This window comes from Pseudomonas sp. I8001 (assembly GCF_013385345.1).
Lineage (GTDB): Bacteria > Pseudomonadota > Gammaproteobacteria > Pseudomonadales > Pseudomonadaceae > Aquipseudomonas.
The window spans coordinates 1-15549 of sequence record NZ_JACAQC010000034.1 but is presented as its reverse complement, the minus strand read 5'-3'; the positions used below and the strand labels follow the sequence as shown (position 1 = coordinate 15549).

Sequence of the window (15549 nt, the reverse complement as noted above, 5' to 3'; positions counted from 1 at the left end):
CACCCAAAAGTGCCGGTCAACCTTGCGGTTGGCCGGCATTTCTCATTCTGTACAGGGCGGAACTCCTTCCGGACGCCGCCCTTTTTTGTGCAAGAGCATTATGCAAAGCAGCAGCAACCTGTTTCCCGTCGCCTTGATCAGCGCTGAGCGTCGTGGCGACCTGAGTGAAGATGTGTATCGGCTGAAACCCGGCAACAGCCCTGACGGTACCGTCGAGCTGGCCGTGACCCGCCTGGGCCTGGCTGACGTCCCGGAAAACCGGGGCGTGCCGGTGGTTTTGTTGCATGGCAGTTTTTCCAACCGCCGCTTCTGGTACTCGCCCAAGGGGATCGGCCTGGGCGCCTACCTGGCGCGCGAAGGGTTTGACGTCTGGATCCCGGAAATGCGCGGTCACGGGCTGTCCCGGCGCAACCAGGACTACGCCAGGAATCGTGTCGCCGACTATGCTCGCTACGACTTGCCGGCCATTGCCGCCTTCGTGCGTGAGCAAAGCGGGCAGATTCCCCACTGGATCGGGCATTCCCTGGGTGGCACAACCCTGGCTGCGGCCCTGGGTGGGCAGCACCTTGGCGCGCCGGCAGTGGCCTCGGTGGCGCTGTTTGGCTGCCAGGTCAGTCGCACGCATTGGCCGTTGAAGTTGCCACCGGTGGAGTGGACCGGTCGCCTGCTCTTGAAACGTTTCGGCCAATTGTCCGGCGCTCGGTGGAAACGCGGCCCGGAGGACGAGCCGGCGGGCGTATTGATTGAAGCCATGCGCTGGAATGGGCTGTTCGGCCGCTTTGGCGAAGGTAAGCAGGATTGGTGGAAAGGCCTGGCCGAGGTTGACGTGCCGCTGTTGGCGGTGAGCGCCGCCGGCGATCACCAGGACCCGGACTGGGCCTGTCGCAAGCTCTTTGAGCAGGTCGGCTCCGAGCATCGCCAATACCTGTGCCTGGGGCGCCAGCAAGGGTTCAGCGGGGATTTCGGGCATGTCGAGATGCTCGTCAGCAAGGCCGCCCAGGCTGAAGTGTGGCCGCTGGTGACGCGCTGGTTGAAAAATCCGCTTACACCTTTGCTGGGGGCGCAGGCGCAGGAACTGGCAGCGGTTTGAGCGCGAGGCTCTATCAGGGGCGTTTCGCTTGTTTGCCGTAGAGGCTAAGATATGACGCGTTGGGTGGTTCTGGTCATATTCAGTCGCGCAGTGGGTCTTGCGTTGCTATCCGATGGGCCTGACTATTCGGCCCGGATTAAAGAACCTTCACGGCAAAGCGTTTCCAGATGTAAGTAAACAGTGGGATGTTTGACACCTTCTTTCACCTACAGGAGTTTCTCGATGAACCATTACCTTACCCCCGACCTGTGTGACGCCTATCCGGAGCTGGTGCAGGTGGTTGAGCCGATGTTCAGCAATTTCGGCGGCCGGGACTCCTTTGGTGGCGAGATCGTGACCATCAAGTGCTTTGAAGACAATTCCCTGGTCAAGGAACAAGCCGAACTCAATGGCGCCGGCAAGGTGCTGGTGGTCGATGGTGGGGGTTCCCTGCGCCGTGCGTTGCTGGGCGACATGATCGCCGAGAAAGCCGCGAAAAACGGCTGGGAAGGGCTGGTGATCTACGGCTGCATCCGCGATGTCGACGTAATCGCCCAGACCGACTTGGGCGTGCAGGCCCTGGCCAGCCACCCGATGAAGACTGACAAGCGCGGTATTGGCGATTTGAACGTGGCGGTGACATTCGCCGGCGTGACGTTCCGCCCGGGCGAGTACGTGTACGCCGACAATAACGGTGTGATCGTCTCCCCCAGCCCGCTGAAAATGCCTGAATAAACAGCAGTAGCCGACAGGGGTGAGGATGTTCGAGGAAGAAAACGCGCAGTGGGGGCTGGTGCATGCCCTGGTGCTGGACGGTAAAGGTGGTGCGCGTTCGATTGCCCGGACAGAGCTTGATGAGCTGCAACTGCAGCCTCAGGAAAGCCTGTGGCTGCATTGGGACCGTAGCCATCCCCAGACCCAGACCTGGTTGCGCAAATCCAGCGGCCTCAGCGAATTCGCCTGTGACCTGCTGCTGGAGGAGAACACTCGCCCACGCCTGTTGCCGCTGCCGGATGCCGAACTGCTGCTGTTTTTGCGCGGGGTCAACCTCAATCCCGGCGCCGAACCGGAAGACATGGTCTCGGTGCGGATCTTTGCCTCGGCAGCGCGGGTGATTTCCCTGCGTTTGCGCCCATTGCGCGCCACCGACGAGTTGCTGGTGCAACTGGCAGACGGCAAGGGGCCGAAGACTTCCTCGGAACTGGTCCTGTATATGGCGCAGTACCTGACCAACAAGGTTCAGGATCTGGTCAGCGACTTGTCCGAAATCGTCGATATCGAAGAAGAAAAACTGGATGCCGACGAACGGTATACTCCGGAGCACGGCAGCGTTTTGCAGATCCGTCGGCGCGCCGCCGGGCTTAAACGTTTCCTGTCGCCGCAGCGGGATATTTTCGCGCAGTTGACCCGGATCAAATTGCCCTGGTTCTGTGACGACGATGCTGACTACTGGAATGAATTGAACAACAGCCTGACCCGCTACCTGGAAGAGCTTGAGCTGGCCCGGGAGCGCGTGGGGCTTGTGCTGGAGACCGAAGACCGGCGTTTGAGCCTGCGCATGAACCGCACCATGTACCGCTTCGGGATCATCACCGGGATCTTCCTGCCGATGAGTTTCCTGACCGGTTTGCTGGGCATCAATGTAGGCGGAATTCCGTTCTCTTCCAGCCCTTACGGGTTCCTGATTGCCTGCCTGATGATGGTCACGGTGGCGGTCGGGCAATGGTGGTTGTTTCGACGGTTACGTTGGGTTTGAGCTGAATGTGACCTGAACGTGGAAAGAGGTCATGTGACCCGAAGAATTTTACCCTCGTCTTTTAAATCACTTGCGAGAGGTTTTTTATGCACGATCCGTTCGAACAGTCTTTGCGTGACATGCTCAATGCCTCGCCGTCCAACCGGGACGACGATGCTTGCCTGGGTCGCGTCTTGAAAACCGCCAACCGCCAGGTCGGGGCTGGGGATCTGTTCGGTCTGCTTGGCCGCTGGTTGCCGGCGTTGATGATGGCCTTGAACAATGGTTCGGCCCATGTCTCACCGGTTTCCCGTCGTAAACCTCTTGCACGCACTGCTGATAAGGCTGAATGAATATGGAACTCGATCTCTGGACCCAGAGTCTGGTAACTGCAATGACTGCGTTGTGGACCAAGGTGGCGAATTTCATTCCCAACCTGTTTGGTGCACTGGTGGTGGTACTGCTGGGTTTTGTCGTGGCCAAGCTGCTTGACACCCTGCTTTCCAAATTGCTGGCTAAGCTGGGTCTTGATCGATTGATGGGTGGCACCGGCCTGACCAAGATTTTGGGGCGTGCCGGGTTGCAAGTGCCGATCTCGACACTGATCGGCAAGATCGTTTATTGGTTTGTTTTGCTGATTTTTCTGGTTTCTGCGGCTGAATCCCTTGGACTTGAGCGAGTTTCAGCTACGCTCGACATGCTGGCGCTGTATTTGCCGAAAGTATTCGGTGGCGCGCTGGTGTTGCTGGTAGGGGTTTTGCTGGCGCAACTGGCCAATGGCCTGGTGCGTGGCGCGGCTGAAGGCGTGGGTCTGGATTACGCCAGCGGCCTGGGGCGAATTGCCCAGGGTCTGGTGATTATCATCAGTATTTCGGTCGCGATCAGCCAGCTGGAGGTCAAGACTGACCTGCTGAACCATGTGATTGTGATTGTTTTGATTACCGTTGGTCTGGCCGTTGCGCTGGCCATGGGACTGGGAAGCCGGGAAATTGCCGGGCAGATTCTTGCGGGAATCTATGTGCGTGAGCTATATCAGGTTGGGCAACAAGTGCGTGTGGGCGAGGTCGAAGGGCAGATCGAGGAGATCGGCACGGTCAAGACGACAGTGCTGACGGACGATGGCGAACTGGTGTCGCTTTCGAACCGGATCCTGCTGGAACAGCATGTGACTAGCCGCTAACCCGGCGAATCCTGCTAATGTACGCCGCCGCAAACCTGGGTATCCAGGCCATGGCGGACATTGACCTGACTGTCGGCACGACTTGTTTTGAATAAAGCCCAAACGCTGTCCACGCGCTATGACCCCCGTGAGCTCTCTGATGAGGAGTTGGTCGCGCGCTCGCACACGGAGCTGTTTCACGTAACACGCGCGTACGAAGAATTGATGCGCAGGTATCAACGCACTCTGTTCAACGTTTGTTCAAGGTATTTAGGGAACGATAGAGATGCGGATGATGTCTGTCAGGAAGTGATGCTCAAGGTGCTATACGGCCTGAAGAACTTCGAGGGAAAATCGAAGTTCAAGACATGGCTCTATAGCATCACGTACAACGAGTGCATCACGCAGTATCGGAAGGAACGGCGAAAGCGTCGCTTGATGGATGCTTTGAGTCTGGACCCCCTTGAGGAAGCGTCTGAGGAAAAGGCGCCTACCCCGGAAGAAAAGGGCGGACTCGATCGCTGGTTGGTGCATGTGAATCCGATTGATCGGGAAATTCTAGTGCTACGATTTGTCGCAGAGCTGGAGTTTCAGGAGATCGCTGACATCATGCATATGGGTTTGAGTGCTACAAAAATGCGTTACAAACGCGCTCTTGATAAATTACGTGAGAAATTTGCGGGCAGCACTGAAACTTAGTGCGTGGCAAATATCTCTTACGTGTAGGCAAGTTCTGTTAGACTTGTCGCCGAGTTGTCCCCCGGTATGTGGGACTGCTTTACAATCACCAGATGGGGATTTAACGGATGAAACTGAAAAACACCTTGGGCTTGGCCATTGGTACTCTTATTGCTGCCACTTCTGTCGGCGCTCTGGCACAAGGCCAAGGCGCAGTTGAAGGCCAGCTGTTTTACAAAAAGCAGTTCAACGATAGCGTCAAACATATCGAAGACGGCTTCAATCCTGGCGCCAGCATCGGTTACTTCCTGACCGACGACGTGTCGATCAACCTGAACTACGACACTACCAACCACACCCGTTCGAACGACGGTACTGGCAACCAGAAGATCAAAGGTGATACCGGCAGCGTTACTGCCCAGTACCACTTCGGTCAAGCTGGCGTCGACTCCCTGCGTCCATACGTAGAGGGCGGTTTCGGCCACCAGAGCCGTACCAACGTTGAAGCTGATGGTCACAAAGGTCGCGATCAATCGACCCTGGCTATCGCTGGCGCTGGTGTGAAGTACTACTTCACCGACAACCTGTTCGCACGTGCTGGTGTTGAAGCTGACTACGCTATCGACAACGGCAAGTGGGACTACTCCGCACTGGTTGGCCTGGGCGTAAACTTCGGCGGCAACGCTGGCAAAACTGCTCCAGCTCCTACCCCAGCACCAGCTCCAGAGCCAACCCCAGAGCCAGAAGCTCCGGTTGCTCAGGTTGTTCGTGTTGAGCTGGACGTGAAGTTCGACTTCGACAAGTCGGTTGTTAAGCCTAACAGCTACGGCGACGTGAAAAACCTCGCTGACTTCATGAAACAGTACCCACAAACCACCACCGTTGTTGAAGGTCACACTGACTCCGTCGGTCCTGACGCTTACAACCAGAAGCTGTCCCAGCGTCGTGCTGACGCTGTTAAGCAAGTCCTGGTCAAAGACGGTATCGCTCCTAACCGTGTAAGCTCGGTTGGTTATGGCAAATCCCGCCCAGTTGCTGACAACGCAACTGAAGCTGGCCGTGCTATCAACCGTCGCGTAGAAGCCTCGGTAGAAGCACAAGCAGCTCAGTAATTACTGAGTTGTAGAAAAAAGCCCGGCTTAGGCCGGGCTTTTTTTCGCCTGCAATTTGCCTCAGGCCGTGGCGCTGGCCAGGGCCGCAAGCGCCTGCGTCGCTTGAGCAACCCGGCCAATCACCAGGATAGCCGGGCTCTTGAGCGCGAATTCGTGCGCATCATCCTGCATCCGGGCGAGGCTGCTGCGGCATTCGCGCTGTTGTGGCAGTGAAGCGTTTTCAATCATCGCCACCGGCATGTCATCGCTCATGCCACCTTCCAGCAATTGCCGGCGGATTTCCTCCAGTTTCGCCACCCCCATATAGATCACCAGCGTCGTGCCGCCCTCGGCCAGGGCCCGCCAATTGAGGCTGCTGTCGTCCTGGGTATGGGCCGTGACCAACGTGACGCCACGGCTGACACCGCGCAACGTCAGCGAGATATCGCAGTTCGTTGCCCCGGCCAGCCCTGCCGTAATGCCGTTGACCAACTCCACTTCCACCCCTTGCTGCCTGAGCCACGCCGCCTCTTCGCCGCCGCGACCAAAAATGCACGGGTCGCCGCCCTTGAGCCGCACCACGCATTTACCCTGCCGGGCATAACGCAACATCAGGCGATGGATAAATGCCTGTGGGGTGGAACGGCAGCCACCGCGTTTGCCCACGGTGATCAGCCGTGCAGCGGGGCAATGCTCCAGCAGCGCCGGGTTGACCAGATCATCGATCAGCACCACATCGGCTTCCCGCAGGGCTCTCACCGCCTTGAGTGTCAGCAGTTCCGGATCGCCGGGGCCTGCGCCCACCAGCCAGACTTTTGCGCTCATATGCTTGCCTCACACTCTGATCGCGATTGGCTGCTCGCCGTTCGCCAATAACCGTTTGATTTCCGGCACACAGGAGCCGCATTGCGTGCCGCAACCCAGTTCCTGCTTCAGCCCGTTCAGGTCCAGGCCCCGGGCAATGCCGGCGCAGACCGCGCTTTCGCTGACGTTCTTGCAGTTGCACAGCGTCTTGTTGCTGCTCGAGCCGCCCCCCGGTGGCGCACTCAATGGTGCCAACAACCAGCGGCGTAACTGCTCATCGGTGCGACCTTCCAGCCACAGGCTTTGCAGCCAGTGGCGAGCCAGGGTTTCGCCAGCCAGGCGGATCGCGGTGATACGGCCTTTTTCAATCTTTACCCGCTTGCCAATGGAGCGCCGCGGGTCGTCGTACGCCATCACGGGGCCGTCGTTGAGGCCCAGCAGTTGGTCGATCTGCTTGAGCAGTTCAAGGGCGGGCGCCTCGTGATGCGCCGCACGAATCAGCAGGGCAGGCCGCTCGCGTCCGGTCAGGCTCAGGCTGACGTAGGCAAAGCCGTCACACAGCGGTCGCAACGCTTCGAAGTGTTGCTGCACATCGCCTTCAATCAGCGCAAACAAGTGCCAGGGCAGTCGCACCGCCTCCAGGCGCACGCCGCTGTGCTTGAGTTCCGGCTGTTTGGACAGCGGGTCGAATGCCGGCTGGGTCAGCGCATTTACGCCGCCTTTAAGAAAACGGTCGCCCCAGTGCATCGGCAGGAAAGCCTGGCCGGGACGCACGCTGTCATCGCTGCCGACGGCCACAATCACGCTGCCGCGCCGGCTTTTCAGGCTGACCAGATCCCCTTCCTTCAAGCGATGGCGACGCAGTTCGTCCGGGTGCAGGCTGAGCACTGCTTCACTGACATGGCCGAACAGCTGCGCAGCGGTGCCGGTGCGGCTCATGCCATGCCATTGGTCCCGCAGGCGGCCGGTGATCAGGGTGAGTGGGAAGCGCGCGTCACGCTGCTCCTTGGCGGCGCGATAAGGGTCGGCGACAAAGTGCGCGCGGCCAGTCTCCGTAGGGAAAAATCCGTCGGTGTACAGCCTTGGTGTTCCGCCCACCGCATCGGCCGGGAATGGCCATTGCTGCGGGCCTATCCGGTCCAGCAGCGCGTGGCTGATACCCGACAGGTCCAGGTCACGCCCACGGGTCAGCAGCTTGTATTCATCAAAGATCTGCGCCGGTTGCTCAAAGGCAAAAAGCCCCGGTTTTCCGGGACAAAGACGCTGCTCCAGGCGTTGGGCAAAATCCACGGTGATTGCCCAGTCCGGGCGCGCTTCCCCAGGTGGGGCGATGGCTCGGCGAACGTGGGAAATGCGCCGCTCAGAGTTGGTCACTGTGCCTTCCTTCTCGCCCCAGCTCGCGGCTGGCAGCAACAGGTCGGCGTAACGCGCCGTCTCGGTTGTACGAAAGGCTTCCTGTAGCACCACGAACGGACACGCTTCCAGGGCCTGGCGCACGGTGTTCTGGTCGGGCAGGGATTGGGCGGGGTTGGTGCACGCGATCCACAGGGCCTTGATCTTGCCGGCCTGCATCTGTTCAAACAATTCGATGGCGGTCAGCCCGGTGCTGGCCGGCAGTTGGTCGACCCCCCAATACGCGGCTACTTCTGCCCGATGTTCGGGGTTGGCAGCCTCACGATGGCCAGGCAGTAAATTCGACAAACTGCCGGTTTCCCGCCCACCCATGGCATTCGGCTGACCCGTCAGGGAGAAAGGTCCGCAGCCAGGGCGGCCGATGGTGCCGGTCGCCAAATGCAGGTTAATCAAGGCGCTGTTCTTCGCGCTGCCGGCGGTGGACTGATTGAGCCCCATGCACCACAACGACAGAAAACTCGCCGAGGTGCCGACCCATTCCGCACACAGGTGCAGTTGCTCGACACTGATCCCGCACAACTGCGTGACCATTTGCGGTGTGTAGTCGTGAACCAGGCGTTTGAGTTCGACCAGGCCGTCGGTATGGGCCTGGATAAAGTCACGGTCGATCCAGTCTTCCCACAACAACAAGTGCAGGATCCCATGGAACAATGCGACATCCGTACCCGGCAGAATCGCCAGATGCAGGTCCGCCAAGTCGCAGGTGTCGGTGCGCCGGGGATCAATTACCAGCACTTTCATCTGTGGCCGGCGGGCCTTGGCTTCCTCCAGGCGTCGGAACAACACCGGATGCGCGTAGGCCATATTGCTGCCGACGATCATCACGCAGTCGCTCGACTCCAGGTCCTCGTAGCTGCACGGTGGCGCGTCGGCCCCCAGGCTGCGCTTGTAGCCGACCACCGCCGAGGACATGCACAGCCGCGAGTTGCTGTCGATATTGTTGGTGCCCACCAGCGCCCGCGCCAGTTTGTTGAAGCTGTAGTAATCCTCGGTCAGCAACTGCCCGGAAATATAGAACGCGACGCTGTCCGGCCCGTGTTCAGCGATGGTTTCGGCAAACACGTTCGCCGCGTGCTCCAGGGCGGTATCCCAGTCGGTGCGGCTGCGGGCCAGGCCTTTGCCCAGCCGCAGTTCCGGGTACAACGCGCGGGCTGCGAGGTCTCCGGTGAGGTGCAGGCTGGAGCCCTTGCTGCACAATTTTCCGAAGTTGGCCGGATGACTCGGATCGCCACTGACGCCGAGGATCTGCGAGCCATCATGCTCGATCAGTACGCCGCAACCGACCCCGCAGTAGCAGCAGGTGGACGCGGTGGTCTGGCGGTTCATCAACCGGCGTCCCGCAGGGCCAACATCACCCGGCCGTTTTCCACGCGGGCCGGGTGGTGATGGGCGCAGCCGACGTCCGGTGCCTGGGCCTCCCCGGACTCCAGGTCGATCTGCCAGTTGTGCAGCGGGCAGGCCACGCGCTTGCCGTAGATCAAGCCTTGGGACAGCGGGCCACCCTTGTGCGGGCAGCGGTCGTCGAGGGCGAAAACCTCGTCGTCACTGGTACGAAAAATTGCGATGTCGCCTTTTGGCCCGCTGATGATGCGCGAGCCCAGGGCGTTGATTTCTTCGAGGGCGCAGATATCCAGCCAGTTCATGCCGGCACCTCCAGCAGTTTGACGGGGATGGTGTCGAATTCCTTTTTCAGGAGCGGCTGTTCCAGGCGTTCTTTCCACGGGTCCTGCTCGAACGACAGGGAGAATTGCAGGCGTTCATTCAGTGCCTGGCGCCGCGCCGGGTCTTCCAGTACAGCCTTCTTGATGTGCTCCATGCCGACCCGTTGCAGGTAGTGCACGGTGCGCTCCAGGTAGAAGGCCTCTTCCCGGTAGAGCTGTAGGAAAGCGCCGTTGTATTCGCGCACTTCTTCGGCGGTTTTCAGCTTGACGAAGAACTCGGCGACCTCGGTCTTAATCCCGCCGTTACCGCCGATGTACATCTCCCAGCCGGAATCGACGCCGATGATTCCCACGTCCTTGATCCCCGCTTCCGAGCAGTTGCGCGGGCAGCCGGACACTGCCAGCTTGACCTTGTGGGGCGACCACATATTGAACAGGTCATGTTCCAGCTCAATCCCCAGCTGTGTGGAATTCTGCGTACCAAAGCGGCAGAACTCGCTGCCGACGCAGGTCTTCACGGTGCGGATGGATTTGCCGTAGGCATGGCCGGATGGCATATCGAGGTCTTTCCATACGCCGGGCAAGTCCTGCTTCTTGATGCCGAGCAAATCGATGCGCTGCCCGCCGGTAACCTTGACCATCGGCACGTTGTACTTGTCGGCCACATCAGCGATGCGCCGCAGTTCCGACGGATTGGTCACACCACCCCACATCCTTGGGACTACCGAGTAGGTGCCGTCTTTCTGAATATTGGCGTGGGCGCGTTCGTTGATCAGGCGCGATTGCGGATCGTCTTTTGCCTCGCCGGGCCAGGTGGAGATCAGGTAGTAGTTGAGTGCCGGGCGGCAGGTGGCGCAGCCGTTCGGGGTGCGCCAGTTCAGGTAACTCATGGTGCCGGCGATGGTCAGGAGGTGCTGGTCGCGGATGGCCTGGCGGATTTGCCCGTGGTTGAGGTCGCTGCAGCCGCAGATGGCTTTTTCGCTTTTCGGTTTGACGTCCGCCGCGCCGCCCACGGTGTTGATCAGGATCTGTTCCACCAGCCCGGCGCAGGAACCGCAGGAACTCGCAGCCTTGGTGTGCTTCTTCACATCGTCGACGCTGAACAGCCCGTGTTCCTGAATCGCCTTGACGATGGTGCCCTTGCACACGCCGTTGCAGCCGCAGACTTCGGCGGTGTCGGCCATGCTCATGGCTTTGTCCTGGCCTTGGTGGCCTACATCGCCCAAAGCATTTTCACCGAACATCAGGTGATCGCGGATCTCGCCAATGGCATGGTTCTCACGGATCTGCCGGAAATACCAGCCGCCGTCAGCCGTATCGCCGTACAGGCAGGCGCCGACGAGGATGTCGTCCTTGATCACCAGCTTCTTGTACACGCCGCCAATCGGGTCGGAAAGCGTGATGGTTTCCGTGCCTTCGCCGCCCATGAAGTCCCCGGCGGAGAACAGGTCGATGCCGGTCACTTTCAATTTGGTGGAGGTCACCGAGCCTTGATAGCGCGCGAAGCCCAGCTGGGCGAGGTGGTTGGCGCAGACCTTGGCCTGCTCGAACAGCGGTGCCACCAGGCCGTAGGCAATCCCGCGATGGCTGGCGCATTCGCCGATGGCATAGATGCGCGGGTCGTAGGTTTGCAGGGTGTCGTTGACCAGAATCCCGCGGTTGCACGGGATGCCGGATTTTTCCGCGAGTTCGGTGTTGGGGCGGATGCCCGCAGCCATCACCACCAGGTCGGCGGGGATCACATCGCCATTCTTGAATTGCACCGAGCCGACGCGGCCGTTGCCGGCGTCATGCAGCGCCTCGGTCTGCTCCTTCAAGCGAAACACCAGGCCACGGCTTTCCAGTTCGGTTTGCAGCAACTGGCCGCTGGTCTTGTCCAGTTGCCGTTCCAGCAGCCACTCGCCGATATGCACCACGGTCACGTGCATGCCACGCAGCATCAGGCCGTTGGCGGCCTCCAGGCCCAGCAGGCCGCCGCCGATGACGACCGCGTGCTTGTGGGTCTTGGCGGTGTCGATCATGGCCTGGGTGTCGGCGATGTCGCGGTAGCCGATCACACCCTGCAACGTATTGCCCGGGATCGGCAGGATAAACGGCGTGGAGCCGGTGGCGATCAGCAGGCGATCGTACTCGGCCTCGCTGCCGTCTTCGGCGATGACTTTGCGTTTGACCCGGTCGATCTGCACCACTTTGCGGTTAAGCAACAGCTTGATGTTGTTATCGAGGTACCAGCTCAAGTCATTGAGCACGATCTCTTCGAAGGTCTGCTCACCGGCCAGCACCGGCGACAGCAAAATGCGGTTGTAATTGGTGTGGGGCTCGGCGCCGAAAACGGTGATGTCGTACAGGTCGCTGCTCAACTTGAGCAATTCTTCAAGGGTGCGAACCCCGGCCATGCCGTTGCCGATCATCACCAGTTTGAGTTTCTTCATGTCGTTCTCCGCAGTGGCTCGACAAATCGTGCGCAACAAAAAAAGGCGTCCCCGCTACGTAAGTAGCGAGGACGCCTTTGTCCTGGTCCCGTTCTCTCGGGAAGCCCGACCTTCGACGTTGAAGGTGCGGCTATATGTGTGTTGATGGGAAAGCTAATGCAGCGGTTGTGCCAAGTAGGATTTTGGCCGGTTTTGCTAAGTGAGGCGGCGATGTATCGAGAAAATTCGCCTCTTAGTGGTGCAACAGCCAGTACAACAGCACCAGATTGATCAGCAACGACAGCACGGCCAACGTTTGCCAGACCTTCAGCGGTTCGCGCTCCAGCAGCGGTTTTGGTCGCGTGCTCAACTCGCGGCGATCCGCCTGCTCCAGTACCAGCAACCATTCCTCGGCAGTTTCATAACGCTGCTCGGGTTGCGCGGCGACTGCGCGCTCCAGGCTCTGTTGCAGCCAGTCGGGCAGGTCGGGGCGGTAGCGGCTGGCGCCGACAGGCGTAATGAACCTGGGACGCTGGAAAGCTTCGATTTCGCCGTAGGGGTAATGCCCGGTGAGCAGGTAATACAAGGTCACACCGACGCTATACAGGTCCTGTTGCGGGGTAGGGCGTTCGCCATTGAAGGCTTCCGGGGCGATAAAGCTTGGCGTGCCAGGCAACAGGTGCGCGCGATCCTCCGAGAGCCCGGGGCAGTAGGCCAGGCCGAAGTCCAGCACACGCAATTCGCCATCCTCGGCCAGCAGCAGGTTTTCCGGCTTGATGTCGCGGTGCAGGATCTGCCGGCGGTGCAGCAGCCCGACGGCACGCAACAGGCGCTCGGCCAGGGTTTGCCACTGCGCCAGGGGCAATGGGCCCTGGTGCTTGAACAGTTCGGCCAGGGTTTGGCCGGAGTATTCACGCATCACGTAGTACAAATGCTGACGGCCACTGGCTGGATGGACTTCAGGAAACGCGCGGCCGGCGACCCGGCGCAGGAACCATTCCTCTGACAGCAATGCCTGGGCGGCGAACACGTCATCGTCGTGGCTGAGCGGCAAGGTCTTCAGCAGCCACGCCTGTTGATGGGCATCGCGCACCCGATAGAGCAAGGATTGGCGGCTTTGCCCCAACAGCGACTCTACGTGCCAGCCTTCGAAGCGCTGGCCGGGTTTCAGGGGGGGCGGCAGGGGCCATTGCTGCAACTGCACCAGCGCATCGCCGAGGGTGGCGGCGCCAAGCTGGTCGACGCGGACCAGCAGGGCGCTGGCGTTGTCCTGGCTACCGGCCAGGTGCGCGGCGCTGACCAGGGTGTTTACCGCGAGGTCCAGGTCCGACTGTTCCCGCAGGATTGCGCTGATGTTGTTGTCATCCAGGGTCGCCCACACGCCGTCGCTGAGCAGCAGGAAACACTCGCCTGCCCGCAACTCGCCGTCGAGGAAATCCAGCACCAGATGCTGATCCAGGCCCATGGCGCGCTTGAGCACATGCTGCATGCCCGGTTGCTCCCACACATGCTCCTGGCTCAGGCGCTGCAACTGGCCATCGAGCCAGCGATACACCCGGCAATCACCCACATGAGCCAGGGTAAAACGCTGGCCGCGAAACACCAGGGCGCTGAGGGTGGTCAGCAACGGCTGGCCGCCGCCGTTGGCTTGCAGCCAGCGATTCTGGGCCACCAGCAAGCGTTCCAGGGCCTGGGCCACGCCCCAGGTTTGCGGCGTGGCGTAATAGTCCAGGGCCAGCGCTTGCAAGGTCGAGCGCGCAGCCAGTCCGCCATCGGCGCATTGGCTGACGCCATCGGCGATGGCACACAGGTAGCCTTTGCTGGCGGCCAGCTCCGGGGCGGGAGTGACCAGGCGCAAGGCGTCCTGGTTTTCCTGTCGTGGGCCGGTGGCGCTGGCTTGGGCGAAGCTCAGTTGCAGGCTCATCAGACCCGTGCAGCCGTCACCGCAGCCGAGCCCCAAGTGGTTCTCCAGCGACGCTTGACGCCGTACAGGCCGAACCAGGCCAGCACGCCCAGGCTGGCGAACAACCACAGCGCCAACTGATAGCTGCCGGTGCTTTGCTTGATCGCGCCCATGCCCGCCGCCAGGGCGAAACCGCCGATGCCGCCGGCCATGCCGATCAGGCCGGTCATCACACCAATCTCGCGGTGAAAGCGTTGGGGCACCAGTTGGAAGACTGCACCGTTACCGGCACCCAAACCGAGCATGGTGCACACAAAAAGCGCCAGTGCTGCGTAGGAGCTTGGCAGGTTGAACCCCACCGCCGCGATGCAGATCGCTGCCACGCCGTACATGCCGAGCAGGGTGCGAATCCCGCCGAAACGGTCGGCCAGGGCGCCGCCCAAAGGCCGCATCAGGCTGCCGCCGAATACGCAGGCGGCGGTGTAGTAGCCGGCGGTGACGGGGCTCAGGCCGTATTGGTCGTTGAAATAGCCGGGCAGGGCGCTGGCCAGGCCGATGAAACCACCGAAGGTCACACTGTAGAAGAACATGAACCACCAACTGTCGCGGTCGCCCAGGGCTTTGAAGTAGTCGGCCATGGACTTGGCCTTGGGTCGTTGCGGGGCGTTGCGGGCGAGCCAGGCGAAGACGATCAGCGTCAGGATCAGCGGGATCAGTGCGAAGCCGAACACATTGCTCCAGCCAAACGCGGCGGCGAGCACCGGTGCCAGCAGGGCCGCAAACACCGTCCCGGAGTTGCCGGCGCCGGCGATGCCCATGGCCTTGCCCTGGTGCTCGGCGGGGTACCACTGGGACGCCAGGGGCAGGGCGACGGCGAACGAGGCTCCCGCCATGCCGAGGAACATGCCCAGCAGCAGGGCTTGCTCGTAGCTGTGGATTCCGAGTTTCCAGGCGACGAACAAGGCGCCGATGACAATCACCTGGCCGATCAGGCCGGCGGTCTTGGGGGAGAGTTTGTCGGCGAGCATGCCCATCAGGAACCGCAGCACTGCGCCGGCCAGGATGGGGGTGGCGACCACTAGGCCGCGTTGTTGGGTGGTGAGGTGCAGGTCGGCGGCGATTTGTACCGCCAATGGGCCCAACAGGTACCAGACCATGAAGCTCAGGTCGAAATACAGGAACGCGGCGAACAGGGTCGGGGTGTGACCGGATTTCCAGAAGCTTGATTTCATCACGCACCTCAGCGGTAAGGGGTCTTATGAGAAGGCCTGGTGATGGAGCGGCTGTGGCCGCCCCATCGGCCCCGGGCTATGGGGCCAAAACGAAAAAACGCCGCCACCGGGTTCGCTGGGGCAAACCGGGTGTGCGACGTCTTTGTCGTGGAGGGGGCAACCGCCGTTGGCTACCTGTGGGGATTCTTTAGCAAGAGGTGGGCCAACAGGGGGTGGGGGCGTTGTGGTGTGGTGTGGTGTGGTGTGGTGTGGTGTGGTGTACATATCCGTTGCTGCGGTAACGGCGGCTTAGGGTTCCGCTCTTACAGCGGGTCACTTTTGGCAAACGCCCCAAAAGTAACCAAAAGGTCTTTGCCCCACCACTCGGTGCCTCGCTTAGGCTCGGCATGCCCC

At 60.8% G+C, this 15549-nt stretch carries 13 protein-coding genes; 7 read left to right on the top strand and 6 right to left on the bottom strand.

Features of this window, described 5'->3' with window-relative positions:
* The first annotated feature begins 100 nt into the window (after positions 1-100).
* The 7 genes from HX839_RS23025 to HX839_RS22995 all read left to right on the top strand — a co-directional run bounded on the left by HX839_RS23025 (position 101) and on the right by HX839_RS22995 (position 5753).
* Positions 101-1090 carry an alpha/beta fold hydrolase gene (locus HX839_RS23025; RefSeq protein WP_003215005.1) on the top strand — a complete coding sequence of 330 codons (990 nt, stop codon included), beginning with the start codon at positions 101-103 and terminating at the stop codon, positions 1088-1090.
* 222 nt (positions 1091-1312) lie between these two features.
* Positions 1313-1804, top strand: a complete 492-nt coding sequence (gene rraA / locus HX839_RS23020; RefSeq protein ID WP_003215007.1) for a ribonuclease E activity regulator RraA — start codon at positions 1313-1315, stop codon at positions 1802-1804.
* A gap of 25 nt (positions 1805-1829) precedes the next feature.
* A complete protein-coding gene (locus tag HX839_RS23015; RefSeq protein ID WP_003215009.1) occupies positions 1830-2825 on the top strand; it encodes a zinc transporter ZntB in 996 nt (331 codons plus the stop codon).
* 86 nt (positions 2826-2911) lie between these two features.
* On the top strand, positions 2912-3157 hold the full coding sequence (locus tag HX839_RS23010) for a hypothetical protein (protein WP_003215011.1): 246 nt from the start codon (positions 2912-2914) through the stop codon (positions 3155-3157).
* A gap of 2 nt (positions 3158-3159) precedes the next feature.
* Complete coding sequence (locus HX839_RS23005) at positions 3160-3984, top strand: mechanosensitive ion channel domain-containing protein (protein WP_008432650.1); 825 nt, start codon at positions 3160-3162, stop codon at positions 3982-3984.
* 87 nt (positions 3985-4071) lie between these two features.
* Entirely contained in the window at positions 4072-4662 is a 591-nt protein-coding gene (gene sigX, locus HX839_RS23000; protein WP_003215014.1) for an RNA polymerase sigma factor SigX, read from the top strand.
* A 107-nt stretch (positions 4663-4769) separates the two neighbouring features.
* Positions 4770-5753, top strand: a complete 984-nt coding sequence (locus tag HX839_RS22995) for an OmpA family protein (protein ID WP_003215016.1) — start codon at positions 4770-4772, stop codon at positions 5751-5753.
* 60 nt (positions 5754-5813) lie between these two features.
* On the opposite strand, the gene cobA is transcribed toward HX839_RS22995, so the two are convergent.
* The 6 genes from cobA to HX839_RS22965 form a co-directional block, all read right to left on the bottom strand.
* Entirely contained in the window at positions 5814-6557 is a 744-nt protein-coding gene (gene cobA, locus HX839_RS22990) for a uroporphyrinogen-III C-methyltransferase (protein ID WP_177046131.1), read from the bottom strand.
* 9 nt (positions 6558-6566) lie between these two features.
* Positions 6567-9275, bottom strand: coding sequence for a nitrate reductase (locus tag HX839_RS22985; protein ID WP_177067715.1), 2709 nt, complete (start codon positions 9273-9275; stop codon positions 6567-6569).
* Positions 9275-9592, bottom strand: a complete 318-nt coding sequence (gene nirD / locus HX839_RS22980) for a nitrite reductase small subunit NirD (RefSeq protein ID WP_003215022.1) — start codon at positions 9590-9592, stop codon at positions 9275-9277. Before nirD ends, HX839_RS22985 begins: the two co-directional genes overlap by 1 nt.
* Positions 9589-12042 (bottom strand): nitrite reductase large subunit NirB, encoded by a 2454-nt coding sequence (gene nirB, locus HX839_RS22975; protein WP_003215025.1) that lies wholly within the window; start codon positions 12040-12042, stop codon positions 9589-9591. Before nirB ends, nirD begins: the two co-directional genes overlap by 4 nt.
* 232 nt (positions 12043-12274) lie before the next feature.
* Positions 12275-13945 (bottom strand): bifunctional protein-serine/threonine kinase/phosphatase, encoded by a 1671-nt coding sequence (locus HX839_RS22970; RefSeq protein WP_177023065.1) that lies wholly within the window; start codon positions 13943-13945, stop codon positions 12275-12277.
* Complete coding sequence (locus HX839_RS22965; RefSeq protein WP_003215029.1) at positions 13945-15156, bottom strand: NarK/NasA family nitrate transporter; 1212 nt, start codon at positions 15154-15156, stop codon at positions 13945-13947. Before HX839_RS22965 ends, HX839_RS22970 begins: the two co-directional genes overlap by 1 nt.
* Positions 15157-15549 lie beyond the last annotated feature (393 nt).